Here is a 24,167-nt window from a genome sequence, read left to right on the forward strand (position 1 = left end):
TCCTACTTCAAGGTGGAAAGATATTCCGCGAGCTGGTCGATCTGTTCCGCGCTCAGATCATGCTCATAGGTGTTCGGCATGAACGAGGTGCCGTCCGCCGAGTACATCGTGCCGGGAACCACGTAAGCGCTCGGCGTGCGAATGGATTCGATCAGATAGCTCTTCACATCCTTTGCCTGCCCCTTGTACTCGGGCGAGCCAATCAATTCTTCCGCGCGCGCAGCCACGCCGGCGAGCGAAGGACCGGCCATGTTCACGCCTGGCGCCGTCGAGTGACATGCATTGCACGCCGGTGCGACCGAACGGAATGCGGCAGCACCCAGGGCGATTGGGTTTTCGGTCCCGGTGACCGGTCGTGCGCCGGGGGGCAGCGTCGACGCAGTGCCGGAACTCGTCCCTTGTGCAGGTCCGAAGTCCGTACCTGGAATAGACGCGCCGGTGACGAGAATAGGGCGGGGCGGCCAACCCTGGTTGTCCACTTTGCTGACCCAGTCCAGAAATGCGATCAGATCGGTAATCTCGCGTTCGCTCAGGTTCTGTTTCGGCATCAGCCGGCGATGGCGCTGCTCGTCATAGAAGGCCGACGGATCGCGCATGTATGCCTTTAAATATTGTTCGCCACGCAGCTGCGTGATCTTGGTCAGGTCCGGGGCGTAATACGCGCCCTCGCCAAACAACGTGTGGCAGTTGACGCAGTTATATTTATGCCAAACATCCCTTCCGCTCTGCACCTGCGGCGTGTTGTTCTGAGCGTTGGTGAGTTCGTCGAACTTCGTGTGGCTGTGTAAGGTGAGACCGAGAAACGCGACCGTGGCGAGGCCAGTCGACGCGATCGCGAACAGTCGTGCCTGACGCTTGTTCATATCATCACCGGGGATGCTTAGACGCCGATGCCAGTCCAGTGCGTCAGCGAGATCCAGGCGGAGTAGACAATCGCAGCGAGCATCGCGAGCAGCACGACGAAACTAACGATGCGAAGCGGAATAAAAAATGATTCCCCATGCATGAGGCGCTATATGTCCTTTTTCAGCGTTCGGCTGCGCAGTGCGACGGACACTATCACAGCGAACGCGCAGCCAAAGTGTGGTTTTCCGCGAGCGCAGCAACGAAAATATTTCAAAGTCTCATGTGAGTCTGTTAAACGACACCGGACATGCGCTGAATCCGCCCGCTGGGTGTATGGCGCGTGTCGGAGGTTTGGGAGCGATTTGGGCGAGTTCGAACGAGGCGAGTAATTATTCCATGAAGACGGGCAATCCAAACCAAGCGCCTCGCTTGTCGCGCGATTGGAGGTGGCGACCGTCTCGGAGCGGATCCTTCACCATGTCACAGCGCGGTGAGGACGCCTGGTTGCGCCGGCGCATGAAGGATGCGGGGTGCAAAGGCTAGGTCAAAGCAGCCATTCGATCGGCAAGAGGGCTAGCAGTGACACGATCAGTCTACGCCACCAAGGAGCGTTCGGCTCCCGGGTGTGAATGATCGTTTCGCCGTTACGATGCTCGGCCCATTCGAGGCGGCCATCCGCTTGCATGTTCAAGCGATAGCAATGTTCCGGGAACCGGCTCGCCAATCCTGTGGCGATGTTCGCAGCCAGTTCCGGACACTCCATGATCAATCCCATTTCGGTGTTGAGAGCCGCCGACCGCGGATCGAGATTGAAGGACCCGACGAACACGCGTGTGCGATCGACCGAGAATGTCTTTGCGTGCAAGCTCGATCCGGAGCTCCCGCTGAGCTTTCGATCGCCGCGCACGCGATGCGAAGTCGTTCGCATCAATTCGTAGATCGTGATGCCGCTTGCAAGCAATGCGCGCCGGCGTTTTGCATATCCTGCGTGTACCGCGGTAACGTCCGTCGCATCGAGCGAGTTCGTGAGAATCGTAATCTTGATGCCTCGCCGCGCGAGGTCTGCGAGCGTTCTGACCCCTTCGCGCGTTGGCACGAGGTATGGCGAAATGAGTTGGAGCTCATGCTGGGGAGTTCCCAGAACATGCTCGAGCCTTTCCAGAATCGCGCCGCGCGGCCCTTTCCGACCCAGGCCCTTGGCGGGATCGTCGCTCACCATGTGAGTCACCGCCCAACGGTAGCCGAGCGTGCCGGCGAGCAAGTCGTGAACGAAACGCGAGGTCTGCAGTGCCCGCACGTACGCCACTGAAGCGCGGCTTCGAGTGACGGCTTCGGCCGCCGCGGCCAGTTTGCGAATAGCTGCGCCATCGGGGCTAGGCAGAATCGAATCGACTGGATAGGACGATGCACTCTGCCAGTAACGCTCGAAATCCGCCGCTACATCATTTACCACAGGTCCGATCGCGAGTACGTCGAGATCGACAAAGGCAAACTCTTGATGCGCATCGAAATACTCATCGCCGACGTTGCGCCCGCCAACGATCGCGACCTGATTATCGGCCGTGAACGTCTTGTTGTGCATTCGCCGATTGAGTCGCGAGAAGTCCGTCAGGTAGTTGAGAACGCGATAGCGGCGCAACGTGAATGGATTGAACAAGCGAACTTCGATTTGCGGATGTGCATTCAGAGCGGCGAGCACCGGATCGAGTCCTGCGGTGTTATTGTCATCGAGCAAGAGACGTACCCGTACACCGCGATCAGCTGCGCGACGCAGGGCATCGAGCAGCAGCGTGCCCGACATGTCGTTTCGCCAGATGTAGTATTGAATGTCGAGCGTCCGTTCGGCAGCATCGGCGAGAAGCCCTCGGGCGGCGAACGCATCGCGACCATCGCGCAGCTCCACGATGCCCGACTTTCCCGGATGCAGGCGTACCCGCGGCAGGACCGAGCGCAACAGCCTCGTATCGGAGAGGTCTGATAGCGGCGAACTCGCCCGATATCCCGGAGTTCCCAATCGCCAGAGTGGCCGTCGCGTTTTCGGTGTCGTTCCTGTCACGGTACGTCGGACGCAGAGGACGGGCGAGCTGCGTACTCGAGACGGGTGGGCAGTGCGTGTGATACGGCAGGCCAGTCCTGCTGCCAGGCCTGCGACGGACGCTCAGTTCCATACTTGATGCGTACTGGCATTGCCGCGAGCCGCGAGAACAGGCGGGCGTCAGCCCGGATCGGCCACCAGTCATATAAAAAGATCTCGATCGGCCGCCACATTGCGACCCACCCGCCAATCAACAGGCTTTCCTGCACGACGCCCAGGAAGGCGCCGCGCGGGTGGGACGATGCCTCGATTAGCTGACTGGCTAGGATGGTCACGGCCAAAAAGGCGAGGCCGATGGCCAGACTGATTCGCCCGCGACTAAACAGAGCGCGCAACTGCTGCCGGGCCGCGAGTTGTCGGCCATTGAAGTATTCATGGATCGCATCACGCAGCGTCGCTGCCTCATCAGGACGCCCCGGGGAGCGATCCAGATGCACGAGCAGCGCGAGCGCGCTATCGCGCGGCAGCTCTTTCCCCCACGCAACGATGAACTCTTCCGCATTCGGGTCGAGATCACGACTGCGAAACGGAGCGGGGTCCATCGCATTAAAGAGCTGTCGCAACTCAGCTATACGCACCTCTATGACACGCATCGAGGAGTCGATGGTGTCGCCAGCTGCCGTTTCCATCTCGATCGGGGATTTCATCGCATATTCTTGGCTGCGGGAGGGGCAAGGCCAGGGGCTGCCTGCTCAACTATATTATCCAAGGGGCCGTTATAGGGCGAACCCTGGCTCTTGCTATCCCGGGGAACGGCCAAGATGTCGCGAGAGGAACTCGAACTGATCGGCCAGGACGTTGTCTAGTGTTGGCCGGTGATAGAGGTCGAAGTGGGCGGCCGGATAGGTTTTTACCGTTGCCTGTGGAGTGAGGCTTGCCTTGGCCTTCACATAGTCGTTCGAGATCTCGAGATCTCTTTCGGCCAGGCAAAAAAGCAGTGGAATTCTGATTCTCTGCATGGTGCCTTCTTGATAGCGCGGAGGCTTGAGAAGGAATCTTGCGCCAACCTGGTTCTTCCATCGCGTGTTCTCGCGTTCCAAGCGATCAAACAGCGGCTGCAGGGCCGGGTCGGTGAAAAAAGCTCTGCCCGGGTCGCCATAAACTTTGACGTAGCAAGGAGAAGCGCCGAGTGTCGCGCGAAGGCGGTCATACACTGCAAGAATGAATAATCTTGCGGTTGCGCCGAGAACAGCCAGTAAGCCGGCGCCGGCCGCCTTGGATTTTTTCTTGAGATTGGCGCCCCTCACGGCATCGAGAGCCGGGGCATTCAACACCGCCGTGGCAATCACATCGGTGTTGCCCAAATATCGAATCACATAATTGCCGCCGAGCGAAGTGCCCCACAGCCCGAGCGCGTGTGGATCTACATCCGACTTGTTCTTGGCAAAATGTATCGCGGCCTCGAGGTCGGCGAACTGCTCATCCGTGTCTATGACCTGTCTCGGAGTACCCCCGCTTTCGCCGAGCCGGCGGTAATCGAAAGTCAGAACCGCGATGCCTCTGGAGGCGAAGTGCGCGGCGAAATCGGGAAGTATCCAGTCCTTCGTACCCGAAAAGCCATTCGCCATGACGACGCAGGGATGCGGTGCGCGGGCTTTCAGGGGAACATAAAAAGAAGCCGCGCAGGGCTCGCCACGCGAACGGAATTCGACACTGCGCTTATGGAAATCGCGTTCGGTATCCATGAACTACTATGCTGCCGATGTTCTTTACCTCGATGCATACTTGTAGCTGAGTTGCGTGAATCGTTCAATTGCGAGCGCCGGTCGCGGTGGCCTTTGTCATCTCACGGGGAGACGGTCATGGCGCGTCGGCGCCCTCGATCTCCGAACGGTCCAACAGGAGTCGGCGGTCATAGTCATTCTTTGCTTCGCGCTCGATAAGAGCATCTCGCTCCATTCGCCGCAGCTTCGAAGCCTTCGCCCAGAGCTTCTCCAGTCGCCTCGAGCGCAGCTCATCGGGCACGTTAGGGGATGTCATCGAACAGACGGCTCCGCAACTTGTCGCTGCGCGCGCGCTGGCTGAGTAATGCGATCGAGCGCCGTGAGCAACTCTGGATCTGCCTTGCCGAGGACCGAGCTTTGATACTGGATCTCGCCGTTGGCGTCGAGCAATGTCACGATGCTCGAGTGGTTATAGCCGCCATCCGGTAGCTTTCGATACTGAATGCCGAGCACCGCGGCGATCTTTCGCACGCTCGCCGCATCTGTGCGCGCAAGCGTCCAACGGGTGGGATCGAGTTTTCGACTCTCGCCGAGCGCTTTCAGGTTCGCGACGGTGTCGCGCTCCGGATCGATGGAGATGAGCAGCAAGCGCAGCTGGGAGCGCTCGCTGGCCGGGGCGGCGCGCTCCGTCGCTCGCAGTGTGTCGATCAGCAGTGGACAGGCCATTGGGCAGCTGCCATAGAACATGGTGACGAGCACCGGATGGCCCTGATAAACGTCCATGCGGCGCAAGACTCCGCTCTGATCAGCAAGTGCCGCCGCGACTTGATAGATGGATCCTGCCGTATCTGCGCGCACGACTGTCGCGAGTAGCAGCAAAGCGAATAACAAACGTTTCATGACCCTGTCCTCACATCGGACGCGCAACGGAATCCCATGGTTGCACTGGTATAGCGAGCCTTCATGCTCGACAGCATCGCGATGCGCATCAGCGTCGCGTAGTTCTCTTTCTGCTCCATGGTGAGCGCGCCTTCGCCGCAGAAGCGCATGACATCGGCACTGCTCTGTTCGCGGTTGTCCGAAGATACCAGCATGCCGCCTGCATCCTCCACCCATTCCCAGATCACACCGTGCAAGTCTTGAATGCCAAACGCGTTGGCGGTTGTGCCGCCGACCGCCGGCAGAGGCCCGCGACCCGAGCGCGAATACCAACTCAATATTTGTTGCCGCCAGGCGGGATCGTTTCTGGCATCTCGTTGCCGGTCGCTCGCCGCAGCGACGTATTCCCACTCGTGCCACCGGGGAAGCCGCGCACCTTGCGCTTCACAGTAGGCAGTCGCTGCAAACCAGCTCACGTGCACGACCGGTCGGCGGAGATTTTCCTGGCCCGGATCGAGCGGGGCCTGCCAATGTGAAAGGTACTGCTCGTCCGCGAAGACTTTCGCAACACGATCGCGTCGCCACTGTGGATGAGTTCGAAGAAAGGTCGCGAATTGCTCGTTGGTGACGGGCGTACGATCCAGCCGGAAGGGCTGGATACGCACGTTCTTCACACTCGGGGCGGGCGGCAACACCGATTCGAAGCTGCCGCCGGGTATCGCTGGAGCTGCCGGCGTATCGGGCGACTCTGCGTGCCCCAGCGACACCAGCATCAGTGCCAGGGCTGCCAGGTATCGGCGATGTCGCATGAGCTTCTTCATTGCAGTCATCCACGGAGCACTGCGATCAATGCGCTGCGCCTTCCGCACGCTTGGTGGTGGCTCGCACCTTCGCAACCTCGTCAGCTGTGACGGTGCCATCACTGTTACCCCAGCTGTTGAGTGCGTAAGTAAGAATGTTTGCGACCTCATCGTCGTTGAGCTGACTCATCGGCGGCATGACGGAGTTGTACTGTGCGCCGTTCACGGTGACCGGTCCGCTCAAGCCGTTCAGCACGACGGCAATCGCGCGATTCTTGTCGCTGAGCAGATAGTCCGACTTCGCGAGCGGCGGGAAGACGTTCGGCAAACCCTGACCGGTGTCCTGATGGCAGGTGGAGCAGGTGCCTTTGAACAGCACGGCGCCAGCCTGCATCTGCTGTGCCTTCGTCAGCGTGCCGGTGGTGCTGGCTTTGGCGGCTTCGGCGACGGGGGCGAGGCTGGCCAGTTTGTCGCCGATGTACATTTCATCCAGTTGCTTGCCGGAGTAGATCTCTTGCCGCTCCTCACCGCTGACTTCGAGAATGGCGAGCGCACCTTTGTTAAACGCGCGGAAGATGGAGTGGTCGACCAGCACGTAGTTGCCGGGCACCTCGGTGTGGAACTCGACGGTGACGGCGCCGCCTGCGGGAATGAGCGTGGTCTGCACGTTTTCCTGGAAGCGAGTACCGCCTTCGTATTGCACCTTGTCGAAAATCTCGCCGATCACGTGGAAGCTCGACACCAGGTTCGGTCCGCCGTTGCCGATGAACATACGAACGCTTTGGTTGACCTTCGCCTTGAGCGCACGTGGACCGGTGAGCGCCGTCTCGGACCCATTGAACAGCACGTAGCTGGCGTTCTCGTCGATGGCCTTCTGCATGTCGAATGCCTGGTGGCCTTTTTCGCGATACTTGCCCACGGTGTAGAAGTCACCCTGCATGACATAGAACTCGTGATCGACCGGCGGCAGACCTTCCGGCGGTTCGACCAGAATCAAACCGTACATTCCGTTCGCGACGTGCATGCCCACTGGAGCGGTCGCGCAGTGATAGACATACAAGCCCTGATTCAGCGCCTTGAAAGTGAATTGCGTCTGGTGGCCGGGCGCTGTGAAACTCGAGGCCGCGCCGCCGCCGGGGCCGGTGACACCGTGCAGGTCGATGTTGTGCGGCATCTTGCTGGAGGGATGATTCTTCAGGCGGAACTCGACGGTGTCGCCCTGGCGCACTCGAATGAAGCTGCCTGGCACAGTGCCGCCGAACGTCCAGAACGTGTAGGTCACGCCTTCGGCGATCTCCATGTCTACTTCCGTCACTTCCAACTCGACGACCACTTTCGCCGGATAGTTGCGATTGGTGGCGGGTGGCACGTTTGGCGGGCTCGTCAGGACGGCTTTGATCGGCTCACCCTGGGGCGGGCCGAAATCGCCCTTGCGCGAGCCTCCCGTGTCGGACAGGGAAGCTGCATGACTGGCTGGAATGGGAGCGTCGTTGGTGCAGGCGCCGAGCAGCAACGCGGCTGAGCTGGCGAGCAGTGGCAACAGGCGGTTCATGGATGTTCTCGCTTTGGATACCTTGCTTGACTTCGTAGCCAGCATAGGTCGCGAGACCGGTCGCTTACCTGATCTAAGTCACACGGAACGCGTGCTTACGTTGATGTCCGCAGGAGATCAGGGATGGCCGCAAACAAGCCCGCGGGATGGTGAGCGCGGGCCACGGTGATGATGAACGCATACACCAGTAAGGCAGCAAGCCAGCACAGAATGCGTATTTTTCGGGTCGAACCGCGCTTCAGCGCGAAGCTTCCGAGCACGATGTATATGACTAGCAGCGCGATCTTCACTGTCAGCCAGGGGTGCACAAAGGGGTATTGATGCAGCAGGGTGGCGAGCATCAATGCGGCTGTCAGCAGCGTCGTATCGATCGAATAGTTCAAGTAGCGAAGCGGCGCCGCCATCGCCCAAGTCATGCCGGCACTCATGGCCGCCCCGCGTATCAGGAACAACAGGCCGCTGAGCATCACGGCCGCGATATGAACGGATTTGATCTGCGGATAGAACTCGATCATCCTGCGGCACCGTCGGCGCGTGGCGTGAGATAGATCCAGCTGGATCGCAACACCCACGGCGCGAAAGCCACGAGCCAGCCGATGGCTGCCAGCGCTTGCACGGCGAGCGCGTCGGGCAAGAGCTCGGCGATGACGCGCGTGACTGCCACGATCTGCACCACGATGAAAGCAAATGCCGCGACTCTACCGAGCACCAGCGGCCGACCCGAGTGTCCTTGAGTGACACGCGTCACCATGGCGACGAGCAGGCTGCCGAAGAATCCAATGAACAATGCGTGCGCCGGCGCGCGGCCGAGAATGAATTCGGTGCTCGCCGCAAACTTCAGGCTTTGGATCGCATACAGCCCGAAGGAGATGGGTAACCAGGCGAAGCCGAGAAAGAGGACTCGCAACAACGCGGGCATCGCGGTCCGGCGTGGCCACCATAGCCAGGTCAACCAAGCCGTCATGGCTACCAGAGGCGCATCCACCATCCACAGCCAGGCGTAGGCATGTCGTAGCTCGAGCCAGAGGTGTATCAATGCGAGCGCCCAGAACAGGGCGAGCGTCCACATCGGTCGGACGAGCTGGTAACCGCGCAAAGCGGCGCTCGCGAAGAATGGAATCATGCGATGACAGACGGTGAAATAGATCGGTAGCAGCACGGCCAACGTGCCGAGCTTGATCGTAACGAACATCACACGCGCATCGGGGTGATAGAGATAGAGCGAGTAGAGCACCAGACCGAGCAAGCCGAAACCGAGCGCGAAAGCGCAGCTCACTGCATGCCACGTGCGCCCGCCTTCCTGATTGAGCAGGCGAACCAGCCACAGGGTGCCCATGAACCAGCCTGCGGTTGTCAGTACTGCGCCAATCTTCAACAGGAGGGTCGGGTCCGCGAAGCCCGCGACCGCGGCCAGGGTCACGAGCTGCCCTCCGAACATGCCGACACCGACCGGCACGTAGTGCGACCGTTGCAGCGGCGGCAGCGACATCCACCGCGGAAAGACGGTCAACAAGAAGCCGAACATGAAGGCCGGCAGCACTTGGTACTGCATGATGACGGCGTGCATCCATCCCGGCGGCACCGGGGGTTGCGCGCTGGTTCCTCCGAGCCAGCGCGCACTGATCAGCCACCATGCCCACCAGAGCATTGCCAGCAACACGTTGGTTGCGCCAATGAAGAACATCAAGCGGTGGGGGGCGGCCGCGATGATGCGCAAGGTGCTGGCGGGCAGGGCGACTGTACTCATGGTCCTATCTCAACGCTTTGCGACTTGCGCACCTTCAGGCACCACGAGCTTCGTCTGCTTCGGCGCGATCCACAGACGGATCACGAAGTAGGCGAGCGACAAGGCACCGATGCTGAAGATGGTGTCGCCGGGCACGCGCATCCAGACCAACAGCTGAATGAGCGGCTTCTGCAACAGCTCGGCGGAGCGTGCGTACCAGTACCCATGCTCGATCGCCGCGTTGAGCTGGATCACGCCGATGGGCAGCAACGTCAGCAGCGCCATGCCGGCCAAACCGATGTTGAATGCCCAGAAGCTGGTCTTCAGCACGCGCTCGTCCCAAACGACGTTCGGCTTGATGCCGCGCAGGCAGAACAGCATCAGACCGATGCCGAGGAAGCCATACACGCCGAACAGCGCCGTGTGGCCGTGCAGGGGAGTGAGGTTCAGGCCCTGCATGTAGTACAGCGGCAGCGGAGGATTGATCAGGAAGCCGAACAATCCGGCGCCCACTAGATTCCAGAAGGCCACCGCGGTGAAGAACAGAATCGGCCAACGATAGCGCTGCATCCAAGGCGTCGCGGAACCGAGCTTGAAGGTTTGATAAGCCTCGAAGCCGATGAACGCGAGCGGCACCACTTCCAGCGCCGAGAAGCTCGCGCCGAGCGCGATCACCGCCGTCGGCGTGCCAGTGAAGTACAGATGATGCAGGGTGCCGAGCACGCCACCGCTCATGAATACGATGGTTGCAAACAGCACCGCAGCGGTCGCCGTGCTCGTCCGCAGCAGTCCGAGTCGTGTGAACAGGAAGGCGATCACCGCCGTCGCGAACACTTCGAAGAAGCCTTCGACCCACAGGTGCACGACCCACCAACGCCAGTACTCCACCATCGACAGGTGCGTGTGCTCGCCCCACATCAAGCCGGCGCCATAGAACAGGCCGATGCAGACCGTAGAAAGAAACAGCAGCAGCGTAATGGATTTTGATTCACCCCCCTTACGCAAGGCTGGCCACAGCGCGCGGCCCACCAGCGTCAGCCACAGGCCCAGGCCGATGAACAGGAAGATCTGCCAGAAGCGGCCGAGGTCGACGTATTCCCATCCTTGATGGCCGAACCAGAAGTTGTAGTCCAGGCCGAGCTTCTGCATGACCGCGAACCACTGCCCGGCGAATGCGCCGACAACGATGATGATCAAGCACGTGAACAGGAAGTTGACGCCGAACCGCTGATACTTCGGCTCGTGGCCGGAGATCGCCGGTGCGATGTAGAGCCCCATGCCGAGCCACGCGGTGGCGATCCACAGGACTGCAAGCTGTGTATGCCAGGTGCGGCTGAGCGAGTAGGGCAGATAGTTGGCGAGCGCGAAGCCGTAGGCTTCTTGGCCCTCGACTTGATAGTGCGCGGTGATCGCGCCGAGCAGGATTTGCGTCAGGAACAACGCCACGACCAACCAGAAATATTTCGCGGTCGCCTTCATCGAGGGCGTGATGCGAATGAGCGCCAGTGGATCCGTTGCGGGCAGTTCGGCAGGCGCTTCTTCCTTGTGTCGCGCATGATGCCAGCCGAGCAGGGCGATGCCTGCGATCAGGAACAGCACGCTGAACACTGTCCACATGAAGAGATGGCTCGGCGGCTCGTTACCAACCAGGGCGTCATGCGGCCAATTGTTGGTATAGGTCACTTCCTTGCCCGGACGCTCCGTAACAGCGGACCACGCGGTCCACCAGAAGAATGCCGTCATAGCGGCGCGATTCTCGGCGGACAACACCGTGTTGTCCTTCATTGCATAGGCTTTGCGCAGATCCAGCGTTGCTGGATCATTGCTGAACAGCGATTCGTAGTGAGCCGCGACTTGCGCCATCGCCAGGGCACGATCCGCTGAGATCGTGATTGTGTCGCTGCCGGCATCGTAGGTGTTCTTGCGAATGCGCGGCTGCAGCCGTGCGGCGAATGCCGCTTGCGTCTCTTCGGGCAGTTCCGAGTAGGCGTGCGATGTTTCTCGCCGGGCGTCGATGTCGAGCCAAGCCTCCGCCTCACGATGGAGCCAGTCCGCGGTCCAGTCCGGAGCGACGTAACCGCCGTGTCCCCAGATGGATCCGAGCTGTTGGCCGCCGATGGACTGCCACACCTGCCGGCCTTTCTGAATGTCGGCCCGGGTGTAGATCGTCTGACCATTCTCGGTCACGACCGCCGAAGGTATCGGTGGCATCACTCGGTGGATTTCACCGCCGACCCACAGCAGCACTGCAAAGGACAATAGCAGCAGGACGCCTAGTCCCAGCCACAACCTACGACTCGAGTTCATGAAAATCCTCTCCCACTTGTAAGTGGAGGGATCTTCTTGCCTGGCGAGGGGCTGCGCCTTGATCTAGATCAGGCGCGCGATGGATCGTTGTTTAAGTGCCACGGAGCACGTTGTCGGCCAGCCCTTCCAGCTGTTTGCGATCCGTGAGCTCGATCTCACGCCGCTCGACGTGGATCAATTTGTCATCCTGAAAGCGGCGAAACACCCGGCTGATGGTTTCGGGGGCGAGACGCAAGTAGTTGGCGATATCCGTGCGGCTCATGGTCAACATGAACCGGTTGGGCGAGAAGCCGCGAGCCGCATAGCGGCGCGACAGCGTGATCAAGAAGGCCGCCATGCGCTCGTCGGCGGAAAAATTACCGGACAGTAGCGCCGCCTTGCCAATGTCGAGACTCAGCAGCTTGAAGAGTTGCTGTTGCAATCCAGGCATGCGCATCGCCAGCGCAGAGATGTTGGGAAAGGAGAATCGGCACAGGATGACCGAGTCCAGCGCCACGGCGTTGCTCGGATACCGCGCCTGGGAGATGGCGTTCAGACCGATGACTTCGCCCGGCAGGAAGAACCCCTGCACGTGCTCGCGGCCTTCGTGATCCGTGACATAGGTCTTCACCGTTCCCGAACGCACAGCTGCAATTGCGGTGAACGGATCGCCTTCGCGGAAGATATGCTCGCCTTCGTGAAACGGGCCGATGTGCTCCACGAGGACATGCAAGTCGCGGAGCTGGCTTTTGTCGTACCCGCTATCCAGACACGCGGCCGAGAAGGCGCAGGTGCTGCAAAAATGGTAGGCGTCGCCGTCATCGGCGATGCCTACCGGGCGGGGCCGGCTCGTCGCGTCGCTCACCCGGGCTGACCTCTGCGGATAGCCTGGCTGCAAGCGCGGCCTAGACGGCGCTCGAGTATTGCGCCTGAGCCGGAGGTTTCGGAGTTAGATATCGATCGAAGCACATGGCAATGATACGCAAGAGCAGGCGCCCGCGCGACGTTGCCGAAATGCGCGATCGCTCGATCACCGCCAGGCCATCGCTCACCAAAGGCTGCATGCGAGCCAGGGCGTCGGCGAAGTAGCGGTGAAAATCGATGTCATAGCGTCGCTCCACGGCCGAGATGTCAACGGAACCGCCACACATGAGCTGCTGGATGACCTCGGCCCGCACCTGATCGTCCTGATCCAGATGGCGGCCGCGCCACACGGGCAGCCGACCGGAATCGACCGCGATTTCCCACGACGCCAGATCGCGTGGATTCTGACTGAAGCTGTCGCCGATGTGGCTGATGGCGCTGACGCCGAGACCCAGCAGATCGCAGTCCGCGTGCGTCGTGTAGCCCATGAAATTACGATGCAAGGTGCCGGCATCGTAGGCGTGGGTCAAATCGTCTTCGGGCAGGGCGAAATGGTCCATGCCGATGTACACGTAGCCGGCACTGGTCAGCTTGTCGATTGCCAATGAGAGCAGCGCAATTCGCTGTTCGGCGTTCGGCAGGTGAGCCGCATCGATGCGACGCTGCGGCTTGAACAAATGAGGCATGTGCGCATAGCCATATACGGCCAGGCGATGCGGGCGTATTCCGATCACCGTATCCAAGGTCGGGCCGAAACCTTCCAACGTCTGATGCGGCAGGCCATAGATCAGATCGACATTGATGGAGCGAAAACCATTGCGGCGACAGGCTTGGATGGCGGCGAGCGTCTGCTGGACGGTCTGAACACGATTCACCGCGGCCTGGACCACCGGATCGAAGTCCTGCACGCCGAGGCTGGCGCGATTGAGTCCCATGTCGGCGTATGCGGCAATGTCCGCGGCGTTGACAAAGCGCGGGTCGATTTCGATCGAGAAATCACGGACCGGCGCATTGCTGAGCTGGAACTGCTGCCCGAGGCTGCTCATCACGTCACGCAGTTCGTCGGGCCGCAGGAAATTCGGCGTGCCGCCGCCAAAATGCACCTGGATGACTTCACGGTCGCGGTCGAACAGTGGTCCGGCCAACGAGATCTCACGGATCAAGCGCTCGACGTAGCGGCGTCCCGCCGTGCGGTCGCGCGTGATGATGCGATTGCAGCCGCAATAAAAGCAGGGACTGGTGCAGTAGGGAACATGCACGTACAGCGACAACCGCCTCGGAATGAGCTCTTCATTGCTACGACGAATGTACTCGCGCAGCATGGCCTCTTGGAAGTGCGGGCCGAACTGGGGCGCGGTCGGATACGAGGTGTAGCGTGGGCCTGGCTGGTCGTAGCGACGCAGCAGCTCCGGGTCACAGGTCAGGGTAATGTGCCTCATGGGCGCAACTTACGCCGGCGGGTCCCGATTTCGCCCTGATCTAGGTCAACTCGGGCGGCAATACCGCGGGCGTTTCCTAAGCGGAGCCTGGGCCGTCCGATGTACTGCTTTTGCCCGCGCAGCTAGCGGTGCACGAGCCGCCGCAGCCACCCGATGAGTGCGCTGAGGAGCATTTCGGGGCGGTGCAGGACGGCGAAGTGATGCTTACCAAGCACCGCCGGCAAGTAGCTCGCCGAGTGTCGATCGATCGTGAGGCAGAAGGTGAGAATTCCTTGCTGACGAGCCTCAATCACGGACTGGCGGCCTGCGGTCGCCACGAGGCGCGCTTCGGCGAGTTCGGAGACGACATCGGCGAAGTCTTCCGCCGCCGTGGTCGCATCGCGATCCGTCGGCCGTTGCAGCCCGAACGGATCCTCCGCATGCTCGTGCGGTCTGGCGGTTTGTACGTGGCTCGCGCAGTTCGCCGATCCATTCATCGCGCAGAAGGCGAGCGGCATATGTTTCATATTTTGAATTTGCGGGTAGCAGCCGCCCCGCGATCGATGTCGAGCGAGCCAGGGAGTCCGTCGGCGTACGACAGAGGTGGACTGCCTGCCCAGCTGCGCCGACCTGCGCAACCAGGACTCGAACGCTTGTCGGAGCGGCGGAAACTCATGAAGTCGCGGTCGGGCGATCAGTGCCTTGGCGCGCCAATGGATCAGGCTCGCGCTCAGCCCAGGGGATTGCTCGGCGAGCTCGATATCGGCTGCGATGGCCTCGAGCACCTCGTAGATAGAACGCTCAAGTGGCGATCTCGCCAATGCAACAGACGAGCCGATCCGCGTCGTGCTCGTTGCGCCTGTTGCATGGCCATGAGCCGCAGGTGATCCAGGGCTGCGCATGAGCCGCAGTGGCTGGAGAATTTGGCGATCGAGCCGCACCTCGAGCCTGAACGTCATGTCGATCGCGACCAGAGTGAGCGAGTCATCGAAGGCGCGATCCCCGCCCTGTCACCCCGTCAACAACGCGTGCTCAGGATGCGTATCGACGCTGAGTTGACGCAGGCTGAGATTGCAGCCGCTCTCGCGGTTAGACCCCGCATCGTGCTGCGAGATCTCAATGGCGCCTACGGGAAGCTGCGACGATCCATCCATATCGAGATCTAACGTTGGATGAATGGTAATCCGCGGCTAACGTGCGAGCGACGCGCCGTCAACAGCCATCACCGGCAAGTTTTTTTTCTGTGATCGGCTAGCTGTCATGGATCGAGGGTCGAGCAGCCCTGCTGAGCAACCAGGGAAGGTGCGCTCGAGGCATCCTTCGGCGTGAATTGACGCCTTCAGTTGATCTATATCATGACTACTCAGTTCGCGCGAGCCGATACTGAGCATGAGAACCGTCAACAGGAGACCAACATGAAAGCTCGCATGATACTTGCCATGGCCGGCACGCTGGCGCTCGCGGCGACACCGCTCGCATCGTATGCCGGTTCGAATCAAGCACTCGACGCGTGCGTCAAATCGTTCGTCGAGACCTATATTCCCAAAGATCGCGTGGTGCGCGTCCACAAGCACCAGCCCACAATGGGCCCACTGGGCATGATGCAGGCGGGAAGAAAAGACACGTACACGATTGCGCTCTCGGCGGTTGGCAAGCGCAGCGGCAAGGAGATTGCGCAGGCGCGGTGTGTTGCAAGCAGGCGCGGTGAGGTAATCGTGATAGACAGTCCGCCCGCCGGTTCCTATGTTGCCAAGGCAGATTTCGCTGCCGTGATTACTCGCTGATTTCTCCGTCCCCCCGGAAAGGGCGACAGTGGCTGCTGTCGCCCATTTTTTTGGCTCGGTGAGATGGAGGCCCGCCGATCATCCATCCATGAGCGTTATCGCGGAAGGCTCTGGTGAAATTCCATGTCGACGACGGCCCGCCGCGCTGCTCACCTGATCTAGATCAACTACGTGCCCCTCCGATCTTTCTACCATGCGCCAGTTTTCGGACTTAACGTCCTTCACTGGAAAAAACACAACGTGACCAAGCAAACAAACCGACCCAGACACCCGTTCTGGATGACCTGGGGCGCAGGAAATTTTTGAACACCGCCACGTTTGCGGGCCCGGCGGGCATGTCGCTCGGCATTGCGGGCTGCAAATCCGAGGGTGAGCGTGGCAGCGCCACGCCGGCGGCCGATGCCGACGCTGCGATCGATTACAGCAAGTATGAGGTCCACCCGGGCCAACTCGATGAGTACTCGCGTTCTCCAGCGACGGTCACTCGGGCGAGGTGCGCGTCTATGCATTGCCTTCCGGTCGACTGCTGAAGCGCATTCCGGTGTTCAATGTCGACTGCTTGGTCGGCTGGGGCATCACCAATGAATCCAAGCAGATCATGGGGACCCATCCGGACGGCACGTTGAAGTATTGGACCGGCGATACCCATCACGTGCATCCGTCCTACACCGACGGCACTTATGACGGTCGGTACCTGTTCGTGAACGACAAGATCCACGGCCGCATTGCGCGCGTGCGTCTCGACACGATGGAGTGCGACAAGATCACCGAGCTGCCGAATGTGCAGGGGTTCCACGGCATCTTTCCCGATAAGCGGCTATCTAGCAACCCTATTTCGCCACGTCGACGGTACTCTGCGCTCACGCGAGAGTGTCGCGGCAGAGTTCAAGCAGTTCGCATCCTCGCGCACCTATGCCGCGATCTCGGCGCTCAGTCAGACCGACTCCATCACGATCGATCCACACAAGTTGGGCTACATGCTCTACGGCGCCGGGGCATTCATCTGCCGGGATCACCGGCCCATGTCGTTGCTCGCCATCGAGGCCGACTATGTATTCGCGAATGATCCGCCGCGCGACTATCTGAGCCGCTATCGGCAACTCGGGCGGTATGTTCCGGAGGGCTCCAAACCCGGTGCCATGGCGGCTGCGGTGTACGTGACTCACCGAGTGCTCCCGCTCGACTACGCACATTACGGGCGCCTGCCTGCGCAAAGCCTGCGCGCCATCGAAGCGTTCGTTTCACGTGCGCAGCGCTTCATAAAGGAGTGTGCCAGGCACACTCATGTTTGCCTGCCGTTCATGCCCGACTCGAATCTGGTCTGCCTGGCATTCAATCTCGTCGGGAATTCGTCAATCGACCTCGCAAATGAGCTCGTGCACCGGCTGCACGAGGAGATGAGGATCGATCCTCACGCGCCGGTGCAGATACGTGAGTTCTTCGGGTCCACGACCAGCCTGCGCCTGGATATGCTCGATCCCGAGGTCGTGCCGCAGCTGTTGGAACAGCTGCATCGCACCGTTCCGGTAGTGGAGTACGCGACTGCGCGCCTGTTGGTGCTGAGGCATACGATCATGAATCCGTTCTTATTGGATGAGGAGAACGGCGTGAGTTACATCGACCGATACTTCGAGTTTCTGGCTCGTCGTATCGAATGTGTGCGATGTCCCGGTTGAGGTGAGGCGCGAGCAGCCACGCCGCTCGCGCCAGCTTTCCTCTCAATCAGCAATCGAAGCTATCAACCGAAGGTCAGCTTGCCCTTCATCACCGACCAGTGGCCGGGGAACGAGCAGAAGAACGTGTAATCGCCGCCTTTCTTCAAGCCCGAGGTCGGAAACGTGATGCTGGTGCTTTCACCGCCGCCGATGACCTTGGTGTGCGCGAGGACGCGTTTGTCGTCTTTCGGCACATAGTTGTTCGGCAAACCGGCCGACATGCCGGCGGTGGCGACCGCCTGGAACACCGACGTTTCCGCCAACACCCAGTTATGGCCCATCGCGGCGGCAGGCAGCTTGCCCGAATGCTTCAGAGTCAGCTTCACTTCGGTGCAATCGGCGGCCACGGCCAGCGACTGCTTGTTGAACTGCATGGCGTCGTTGCCTTCGATGGCCAGCTCGCAAGTCTTGGCGGCGTGAGTGAGCGGAGCGAAGACGCTGAGCGCGCCGAGCAGAACGGTGGATGCGAGAGCTCTTGAGATTGTCATTGGGATTACCTGCTGATGCGATGGGACATGCGGACGGATTTTCCGGCGTGGACGACCGGCTTTCAAGGAACAACCGCCGATCAATTGCGAAAGTAACACTGCTCGCTTAGCCCGATTTGCCGTCAAGCCGGGGCTGCAAAAAGATGGGTGCATAAACGACGAGGTACAGTAAGAATGCCGCGCTCCAGAGCAGACCTGCGGCGAGCAGGATGTGGCGATAGTCAGCGACACCCAATGCAGGACCGAACACTCGAACCACGACCGCCGCGGTGAGGACGAGATAAGAGAGGGCAGTGGTGCGAGTGACAACGAGCGGGCGTCCCGTGTGGCCGAGCGACGCACGCGTCATGACCGCAAGAATCATGGTGCCAAACGCGCCGAGGTTGAGCGCATGCAGCCACTGCGCACTCCAAGCCGCTCCCATGAACACCCAGATCGACTTGAGGGCCAAGCCGATTGGCAACCAGGCGTACCCGACATGCAGGATCCATACGATCGGCTCGCGCCAAGTGCGCCCGCCACGCCACCCCGATAGCCGCAGCGCGTGTGCCGCGGCAGCGATCGCCGCCAGAACGCCGCTTAGTGATGAATTCGGCCACACTGCATCGACCAGCGTGATCGTCATCATCACGGTGATGACCACCGGATCGAGCCAAGGACGCAGCACAAGCTCTGTCGTTTCGCCATGCCGTCGCAGCGCATTCGCCGTGAAGGAGGGAACGATGCGACCGCCGATCACGGTCACCAGGATCAAGACGAAGTTGATGGCGAGGTGCAACGCGCGCTGAGCGATCAACGCATCTTCGGAACGCATCGCCATGACGAACGCCAGATCGGCGAGCCAGAGCACGGCGATGACCGCGAGCATGGGTGTATTGCGATTGCGTGCACGTAGCAGCGGCGGAGCCAGCAACACGGCGACCACAGGAAGGAACGCGAGCTCCAGGGCGCCCATCAACCACGTCGGCAGGAAGGCGGCGGCGGCCATCGCACAGCGTCCCGCGAGCCAGAGCGTAACCACCAGAATCAATGGCAAGCCGGCGAATCCGCGTGACCCGGTCCAACTCGGGACGGCAGTCAGCAGAAATCCCGCGATCGCCGCGCCGACGAATCCGTAGAGCATTTCGTGACCATGCCACAACTGCGGTGGCAGACCTGGCAACGCAACCATGCCTTGCGAATACACCCACAACCAAACGGGGACCGCAATGAGTGCGTAGATGCCAGCCAATAGATAAAACGGACGAAAGCCATAAGCGAACAGGGCGAAGCCCCGCGGCCGGGATGAGGTCACGGAAGCAGAATCTGTGGTGTGCATCAGCGCGCCGGCGCTTTGCCAGGAAGGCAGGATCGGTGCTCCATGGCGCCAGCTTGCTGTTAGTCGGCGCGAAGTGCCTTGACCTAGATCAGGCCACTTCGCCTTAAGTCATCCACACGCCGAATCGCGTCCACAGCCACAGCCGACGTGCGCATTGCCGATCGCTTCGAGCCGTCGCGAGGCTTGACCGAAGACGTCATCGAGCGCCTTTGCCATCGCATCTTCACGCCGCTCGGCAGACGCCTTACCCGTCACTACAACGGTCTCGCCGAAGACCTTCAGCGCCGCTTTCACGGTGAAGGCCGCTTGCTGCCGCTCGCTGGCCGTGGAACTTTCGATCACGACCCCGCAGGACTCGATCGAACCGCAGTAACCGCTGAGCCTGTTCGTAAACGCAAACACGCTTTGCTCCAGATCGCGAAAAGAATGTGTCTCAGGCAGAAGGATGGATATGTGCATAGCGTAAAAGTGTGCGAGGCGTACTCGCGGCACGGCCATTCGGGATTCCTCGTGTCAGGTAAGTTCCAACCCCGTAAGTGTTCGAGCGGCATCGGCAATGAGGCTGCCTATGTGGCCGAATCCAGCTGGGCCAATCGCGGCGAATCCGCGACGGTCATCCCGATGCGACCGCTACGCACACCCGCTACGAGCAGTGGAAGGCAGGACGACCGGCATCTTGCCGATCCAAGTTGGAGGTCTGCTTGATCCAGGTCAAGGCATGTTGTATCGGGCTTGTCACAATGATGACGAGGACAAGAGTCATCGAGGAGACGAGCCGTGCATACCAGAGGAGCATTCCGTGTCGCTGCCGCGCTCGCATTCCTGGCGGCCCCCGTGGTTTCCCATGCGGACCCGTCGAGTGCCGCCGTGGATGTGTGCGTCAAGTCGTTCGTTGAGGCGTACCTCTCCAAAAATCGTATCGTGCAGGTCATCAAGCCTTCGGATCCGGTGGACGTGTTCGACTACGTGTACGCTCCAGAGACATACACCATCGCGCTCACGGCCCGCGAGGTTCGCAGTGGCGACGTACTCGCACAGGCGCGATGTATTGCGAGCCGTCGCGGCAAAGTGACTGTTCTCGATAGCCCGCCGATCGACAATTACCTCTCGAAAGCGGATATCCGCGTAACCGTCGGAGGCTAGCGTCGAGAGGCTTGAGATTCGACCCTCATCGCAGCGTGCGCGATGGTGTTCCGCAAGTCCACCGGCGCGAGCGAAGCCTTGCTGGTACGCGCAAGCTGACCCGCTTAGAACATGTACAACGCGATCCCGTGCTCGCTGCAGACGAGTGCATCCGGCATTCGCACGAGCGTTCGCCTCACAATGAAGTTCATTCCCTGGCCCCTTGAGCGGCCCCGTCTTTTCAGCATCAGCATTAGCTTCAGCCATGACGCAGCCTCAGCCTGATTGGGATCCGTATTCGTCGGCCGCCTCGGCAAACCAGAGCGCCGGATATGACGACCAGCGACGCCGCTGTCCAGTCGCTTACAGCGACGCCCTTGGATGGTCCTTATTTCGCCATCGAGACGTGGTGAGCGCGCTTACCGATGACGCAATGTTCAGCAACATGGTGTCAGCGCACCTTTCCGTTCCGAATGGCATAGATCCGCCTCAGCACACTGAGTATCGGCGCATCATCGATCGCTACTTCTCGATCGATCGCATGGAGGCGCTCGAGCCGCGATGCCAGGAGATCGCTCGGCAGGCGGTGCAGGCTCTGCCGATCAACGGCGAGTTAGATGTGATGGCGGAGTTCGCCCCTGAGTTCGCGCTTCAGTCCCAGTGTGCTTTCTTGGGCTGGCCGGCGGACTTGCACCGCCCATTGCGGGATTGGGTGCGGAAGAACCATGCAGCGACACGTAGCCGTGATCGTGACGCGATGTCCGCCGTCGCCTTCGAATTCGATCGACACATTCGCGCAGTGCTGGAGGAGCGGCGGACGACGGGTTCAGAGGGATGCGATGTCGCCAGCGAGCTATTGCGCGAGCGGCTCGGCGATCGCACGCTGAACGATCAGGAAATCGTGAGCATTCTGCGCAACTGGACGGTCGGGGAGCTTGCGACGATTTCCACCTGCATCGGCATCCTGATCGCGTTCTTGGCCGAGCATGCATCGATGCAGCGGTTGCTGCGAGCGCAGCCGTCGCTGCTGCCGGCGGCGATCGAGGAAATCCTGCGAATCGGCAGCCCGCTCGTGAGTTCACGCCGGCGTACGAGGCACCGCGTGCGGATCGGCGGCTGTGAGATCGAGGCCGGTGAGCGCGTGACGCTCATGTGGGCGTCGGCCAATCGCGACGAGAGTACCTTCGAGCATCCCGACGAGTTCAGGCTCGATCGGAATCCGGCGCTTAACTTGTTGTATGGGGCGGGGCTGCACGTTTGTCCGGGCGCGCCTCTCGCGAGGCTTGAATTGCGCGTGCTGATGGAAGAACTGCTCGCCTCCGTAGAACTGACGCCGAGTACGAGCTCGCGCCCTATCAGGGCGGTCTACCCGGCGAGTGGCTTCAGCGCGTATACCGTGCGAGTGACGAAGAGATAGTGTGCCCGATGATTCTCGGACGATTGGAGATCATCCCGGTGTGGGTAATTTGCACGGGCACGTTCCGGCGCAAGTGAAGTTCGCTCGGGGCCGCTCACCGGTACGTCGGACGTCTTACACACGTATTTACCGGTTTTCCTTGTGCGGCCCACCGCAGATAGAGATGCTCGGTGTGACTCGATATGTGCTCTATCTGCGACCCCTTGGCGGGTGCGGTTTAAGTAGCTTGCCTGCGCGAGGGAGCTGATTAACAAGCGGCTACTAACGTGGCTTGCTCCGGCTTATGGTTCGCGCCGCCAGATACATCGCCGGGGCGCCGGGAGCTGCGCAATGCTGCGGCAGACAAGGGGCAGTCCGAAGGCCCGTGTCGCCACAGACCCCGCATCGACTGACCAGATGCCTGCGGACATCTTCCGACGGCGGTCTGAAGTTGGACCAGTTACTACCGCGGCGACTGGTGATGATTCTTCACAACGTCGCATAGCCGCGCGGGCGCGTCGAGGGCGGCAGCACAAGAGACTGGAGCTCCTGCTCGATGCGAGTGCCGGCGGCTTGCACAGCCTGCGATTGCCGTTCCCACCCCAGCGATTGCAGATTGAACTGATACTTGAGACCTCCCCGGAGGTAAGCCCTTGCTGCTTGATGCCGCCCTTGCACACGGCCATCTGCCATGGCTGCACGGAGCGGCCCCTGAGGGACTCCCGCCGAAGCGAGCTCGTCCTATAGTCGGCGGGAGTCCTGGCGAGTCGCTACGGAACTCGTCACTGGTTGCTAGCGATACTGCGGTAACAACACGCTGTCGACGACATAGATGATGCCGTTGTCCGTTCGAATCACCTGACCCGACACCAGCGAGTTGTTGATCTGGAGTATGTCGCGCTCGCGGTCGACATAGACGTCTTGCTCCTGGACGGTCCGCAGATCGCGTGGCGAAAACTGGTACCGCAGGTCCCTCACGCCGGGCACCACGTGGTACAGCAGCACGTCAGTAAGTGCGTCCTGATCGGCGAGCAGGAAATTAAGGACGCCGGCTGGGATCTTTTTAAACGCCTCGTTCGTCGGTGCGAAGACCGTGAATGGCCCGGGACCTTGCAGGGTCGTCACCAGATCGGCTGCCTGCAACGCGGTTACCAGCGTTGAGAAGGCTGGATTGCCTACCGCTACGTCGACGATCGTTCCATCAACCCGCTGCACCTGCGTGAATGCCGGCCTGACGGCGCCCTGCGGCTGCGGGTGCTCAGCCGAAGCGGTGCTAGCGAAACCCGTGGCAACAGCCATCGTCGCGAGCGCGACATGTGTCAAACGTTTCATAGCGCTAACTCCTCTGGTTAATCCGGCATAACGACCGAGTCGATGACATGGATCACGCCGTTCGATGCGGTGATATCAGTCTTGATGACACGCGCATCGTTTACCGTCACACCGCCGTTGTTCATGGCGACGGTGAGCGGCTGACCCTGCACGGTCTTGACCTTCCCGGGCTTCACGTCGGCGGACATTACTTCGCCCGGGACGACGTGATACGTAAGAACAGCCGCGAGCTTCTCCTGGTCCTTGAGCAAATCCTCCAATGCGCCTTGCGGCAGCTTGGCGAAGGCGGCGTCGGTCGGTGCAAACACCGTGTACGGGCCCTTGCCCTTGAGGGTGTCGACCAGATCCGCCTTCTGGAGCGCGGCAACCAGCGTCTTGAATTGACCGGCTGAGGCGGCGGTCTCGACCAGGTCGGCGGCGAGAGCAGCTGAGGAGGCGAGCGCGAGGGCGGCGCCCGCGAACATGCGTGTAATCGAGTTCATGGAGTGACTCCTAGGGGGTTCAAATGGTGTGGCTTCAACAGTTCGCTAAGTCGCAGGTCTTGGCAGTCCGCATGCATGCACGCTGCAGCGGACCGCCGATCGCTAGCGTCGCGCCGCTTCTGCGCGAGGCTCATCCAACTGAAAAGCCTTGAGCAGCGGGCCGATCTGGTAAAGCGCCGACAATCCGACTAGCGCATACACCAGGCGGGATAGCCCGGAGCCTGCGCCGAAGATCGCCGCGACCAGGTCGAAGTTAGCGATGCCGACCAGGCCCCAGTTGAGCCCGCCGACGATGATCAAGATGAGCGTGATGAGATTGAGTGTTTTCATAGAAGGTTTCCGGTGATGGATCATGCACTCAACTCTCGCTGTTTGGATAAGTTCCGTATAAGGTTGAAAC

Annotated in this window: 25 protein-coding genes and 1 pseudogene; 6 read left to right on the top strand and 20 right to left on the bottom strand. The window is 60.8% G+C overall.

Annotation, left to right across the window (positions count from 1 at the left end; genetic code table 11):
- Positions 1-2: 2 nt before the first annotated feature.
- The 14 genes from EK373_RS20005 to EK373_RS33810 form a co-directional block, all read right to left on the bottom strand.
- Positions 3-863 carry a c-type cytochrome gene (locus tag EK373_RS20005; protein WP_129645460.1) on the bottom strand — a complete coding sequence of 287 codons (861 nt, stop codon included), beginning with the start codon at positions 861-863 and terminating at the stop codon, positions 3-5.
- Between the two features lie 527 nt (positions 864-1,390).
- Positions 1,391-2,800, bottom strand: a complete 1,410-nt coding sequence (locus tag EK373_RS20010; protein WP_232831163.1) for a phospholipase D family protein — start codon at positions 2,798-2,800, stop codon at positions 1,391-1,393.
- A gap of 98 nt (positions 2,801-2,898) precedes the next feature.
- Positions 2,899-3,588: a hypothetical protein gene (locus tag EK373_RS20015; RefSeq protein ID WP_129645462.1), complete on the bottom strand. Its 690-nt coding sequence runs from the start codon at positions 3,586-3,588 to the stop codon at positions 2,899-2,901.
- Positions 3,589-3,681: 93 nt separating this feature from the next.
- Positions 3,682-4,626 carry an alpha/beta hydrolase gene (locus EK373_RS20020; RefSeq protein ID WP_129645463.1) on the bottom strand — a complete coding sequence of 315 codons (945 nt, stop codon included), beginning with the start codon at positions 4,624-4,626 and terminating at the stop codon, positions 3,682-3,684.
- Between the two features lie 115 nt (positions 4,627-4,741).
- Positions 4,742-4,921 (bottom strand): hypothetical protein, encoded by a 180-nt coding sequence (locus tag EK373_RS20025; protein WP_129645464.1) that lies wholly within the window; start codon positions 4,919-4,921, stop codon positions 4,742-4,744.
- Positions 4,918-5,505, bottom strand: coding sequence for an SCO family protein (locus EK373_RS20030; RefSeq protein ID WP_129645465.1), 588 nt, complete (start codon positions 5,503-5,505; stop codon positions 4,918-4,920). The genes EK373_RS20025 and EK373_RS20030 overlap by 4 nt, the downstream gene beginning before the upstream one ends.
- Positions 5,502-6,305 (bottom strand): formylglycine-generating enzyme family protein, encoded by an 804-nt coding sequence (locus tag EK373_RS20035; RefSeq protein ID WP_232831164.1) that lies wholly within the window; start codon positions 6,303-6,305, stop codon positions 5,502-5,504. Before EK373_RS20035 ends, EK373_RS20030 begins: the two co-directional genes overlap by 4 nt.
- Positions 6,306-6,330: 25 nt before the next feature.
- Positions 6,331-7,836 carry a copper-containing nitrite reductase gene (gene nirK, locus EK373_RS20040; RefSeq protein ID WP_129645466.1) on the bottom strand — a complete coding sequence of 502 codons (1,506 nt, stop codon included), beginning with the start codon at positions 7,834-7,836 and terminating at the stop codon, positions 6,331-6,333.
- A gap of 95 nt (positions 7,837-7,931) precedes the next feature.
- Positions 7,932-8,351, bottom strand: a complete 420-nt coding sequence (locus EK373_RS20045) for a SirB2 family protein (protein WP_129645467.1) — start codon at positions 8,349-8,351, stop codon at positions 7,932-7,934.
- Positions 8,348-9,583 carry an NnrS family protein gene (locus tag EK373_RS20050; protein ID WP_129645468.1) on the bottom strand — a complete coding sequence of 412 codons (1,236 nt, stop codon included), beginning with the start codon at positions 9,581-9,583 and terminating at the stop codon, positions 8,348-8,350. The genes EK373_RS20045 and EK373_RS20050 overlap by 4 nt, the downstream gene beginning before the upstream one ends.
- 9 nt (positions 9,584-9,592) lie before the next feature.
- Positions 9,593-11,869, bottom strand: coding sequence for a nitric-oxide reductase large subunit (locus EK373_RS20055; RefSeq protein ID WP_129645469.1), 2,277 nt, complete (start codon positions 11,867-11,869; stop codon positions 9,593-9,595).
- 91 nt (positions 11,870-11,960) lie between these two features.
- Positions 11,961-12,746: a helix-turn-helix domain-containing protein gene (locus tag EK373_RS20060; RefSeq protein WP_407676197.1), complete on the bottom strand. Its 786-nt coding sequence runs from the start codon at positions 12,744-12,746 to the stop codon at positions 11,961-11,963.
- Positions 12,747-12,753: 7 nt separating this feature from the next.
- On the bottom strand, positions 12,754-14,151 hold the full coding sequence (hemN, locus tag EK373_RS20065; protein ID WP_129645471.1) for an oxygen-independent coproporphyrinogen III oxidase: 1,398 nt from the start codon (positions 14,149-14,151) through the stop codon (positions 12,754-12,756).
- 122 nt (positions 14,152-14,273) lie between these two features.
- Positions 14,274-14,657: a hypothetical protein gene (locus EK373_RS33810; protein ID WP_232831166.1), complete on the bottom strand. Its 384-nt coding sequence runs from the start codon at positions 14,655-14,657 to the stop codon at positions 14,274-14,276.
- Positions 14,658-15,053: 396 nt separating this feature from the next.
- Between EK373_RS33810 and EK373_RS34320 the strand changes: the two genes are divergently transcribed.
- From EK373_RS34320 to EK373_RS20090, 4 genes and pseudogenes are all read left to right on the top strand, one after another.
- Positions 15,054-15,296 carry an RNA polymerase sigma factor gene (locus EK373_RS34320; RefSeq protein WP_157994446.1) on the top strand — a complete coding sequence of 81 codons (243 nt, stop codon included), beginning with the start codon at positions 15,054-15,056 and terminating at the stop codon, positions 15,294-15,296.
- 273 nt (positions 15,297-15,569) lie between these two features.
- Complete coding sequence (locus EK373_RS20080; protein ID WP_129645473.1) at positions 15,570-15,914, top strand: hypothetical protein; 345 nt, start codon at positions 15,570-15,572, stop codon at positions 15,912-15,914.
- 224 nt (positions 15,915-16,138) lie between these two features.
- A pseudogene (locus tag EK373_RS34325) lies at positions 16,139-16,731 on the top strand (TAT-dependent nitrous-oxide reductase); the annotation flags it as partial.
- Between the two features lie 205 nt (positions 16,732-16,936).
- Positions 16,937-17,590, top strand: a complete 654-nt coding sequence (locus EK373_RS20090) for a hypothetical protein (RefSeq protein WP_129645474.1) — start codon at positions 16,937-16,939, stop codon at positions 17,588-17,590.
- 62 nt (positions 17,591-17,652) lie between these two features.
- Here the strand turns inward: EK373_RS20090 and azu are convergent, their stop codons facing one another.
- The 3 genes from azu to EK373_RS20105 form a co-directional block, all read right to left on the bottom strand.
- Positions 17,653-18,117 (bottom strand): azurin, encoded by a 465-nt coding sequence (gene azu / locus EK373_RS20095; protein WP_129645475.1) that lies wholly within the window; start codon positions 18,115-18,117, stop codon positions 17,653-17,655.
- Between the two features lie 106 nt (positions 18,118-18,223).
- Positions 18,224-19,411 (bottom strand): NnrS family protein, encoded by a 1,188-nt coding sequence (locus EK373_RS20100; protein WP_198683458.1) that lies wholly within the window; start codon positions 19,409-19,411, stop codon positions 18,224-18,226.
- A gap of 132 nt (positions 19,412-19,543) precedes the next feature.
- Complete coding sequence (locus tag EK373_RS20105) at positions 19,544-19,837, bottom strand: hypothetical protein (protein WP_129645477.1); 294 nt, start codon at positions 19,835-19,837, stop codon at positions 19,544-19,546.
- Between the two features lie 375 nt (positions 19,838-20,212).
- Between EK373_RS20105 and EK373_RS20110 the strand changes: the two genes are divergently transcribed.
- Together EK373_RS20110 and EK373_RS20115 are read left to right on the top strand one after the other, a co-directional pair.
- Positions 20,213-20,578: a hypothetical protein gene (locus EK373_RS20110; RefSeq protein ID WP_129645478.1), complete on the top strand. Its 366-nt coding sequence runs from the start codon at positions 20,213-20,215 to the stop codon at positions 20,576-20,578.
- Positions 20,579-20,822: 244 nt separating this feature from the next.
- Positions 20,823-21,974, top strand: a complete 1,152-nt coding sequence (locus tag EK373_RS20115) for a cytochrome P450 (protein ID WP_129645479.1) — start codon at positions 20,823-20,825, stop codon at positions 21,972-21,974.
- A 771-nt stretch (positions 21,975-22,745) separates the two neighbouring features.
- On the opposite strand, the gene EK373_RS20120 is transcribed toward EK373_RS20115, so the two are convergent.
- The 3 genes from EK373_RS20120 to EK373_RS20130 form a co-directional block, all read right to left on the bottom strand.
- The gene (locus tag EK373_RS20120) at positions 22,746-23,285 is read right to left on the bottom strand and encodes a fasciclin domain-containing protein (RefSeq protein ID WP_198683460.1); all 540 of its coding nucleotides are present in this window, start codon (positions 23,283-23,285) and stop codon (positions 22,746-22,748) included.
- Between the two features lie 17 nt (positions 23,286-23,302).
- Positions 23,303-23,767, bottom strand: a complete 465-nt coding sequence (locus EK373_RS20125; RefSeq protein ID WP_129645480.1) for a fasciclin domain-containing protein — start codon at positions 23,765-23,767, stop codon at positions 23,303-23,305.
- 102 nt (positions 23,768-23,869) lie between these two features.
- A complete protein-coding gene (locus EK373_RS20130; RefSeq protein WP_129645481.1) occupies positions 23,870-24,097 on the bottom strand; it encodes a DUF378 domain-containing protein in 228 nt (75 codons plus the stop codon).
- Between the last annotated feature and the right edge of the window lie 70 nt (positions 24,098-24,167).

This window comes from Peristeroidobacter agariperforans (assembly GCF_004138335.1).
In the GTDB taxonomy this organism is placed as follows: domain Bacteria; phylum Pseudomonadota; class Gammaproteobacteria; order Steroidobacterales; family Steroidobacteraceae; genus Steroidobacter; species Steroidobacter agariperforans.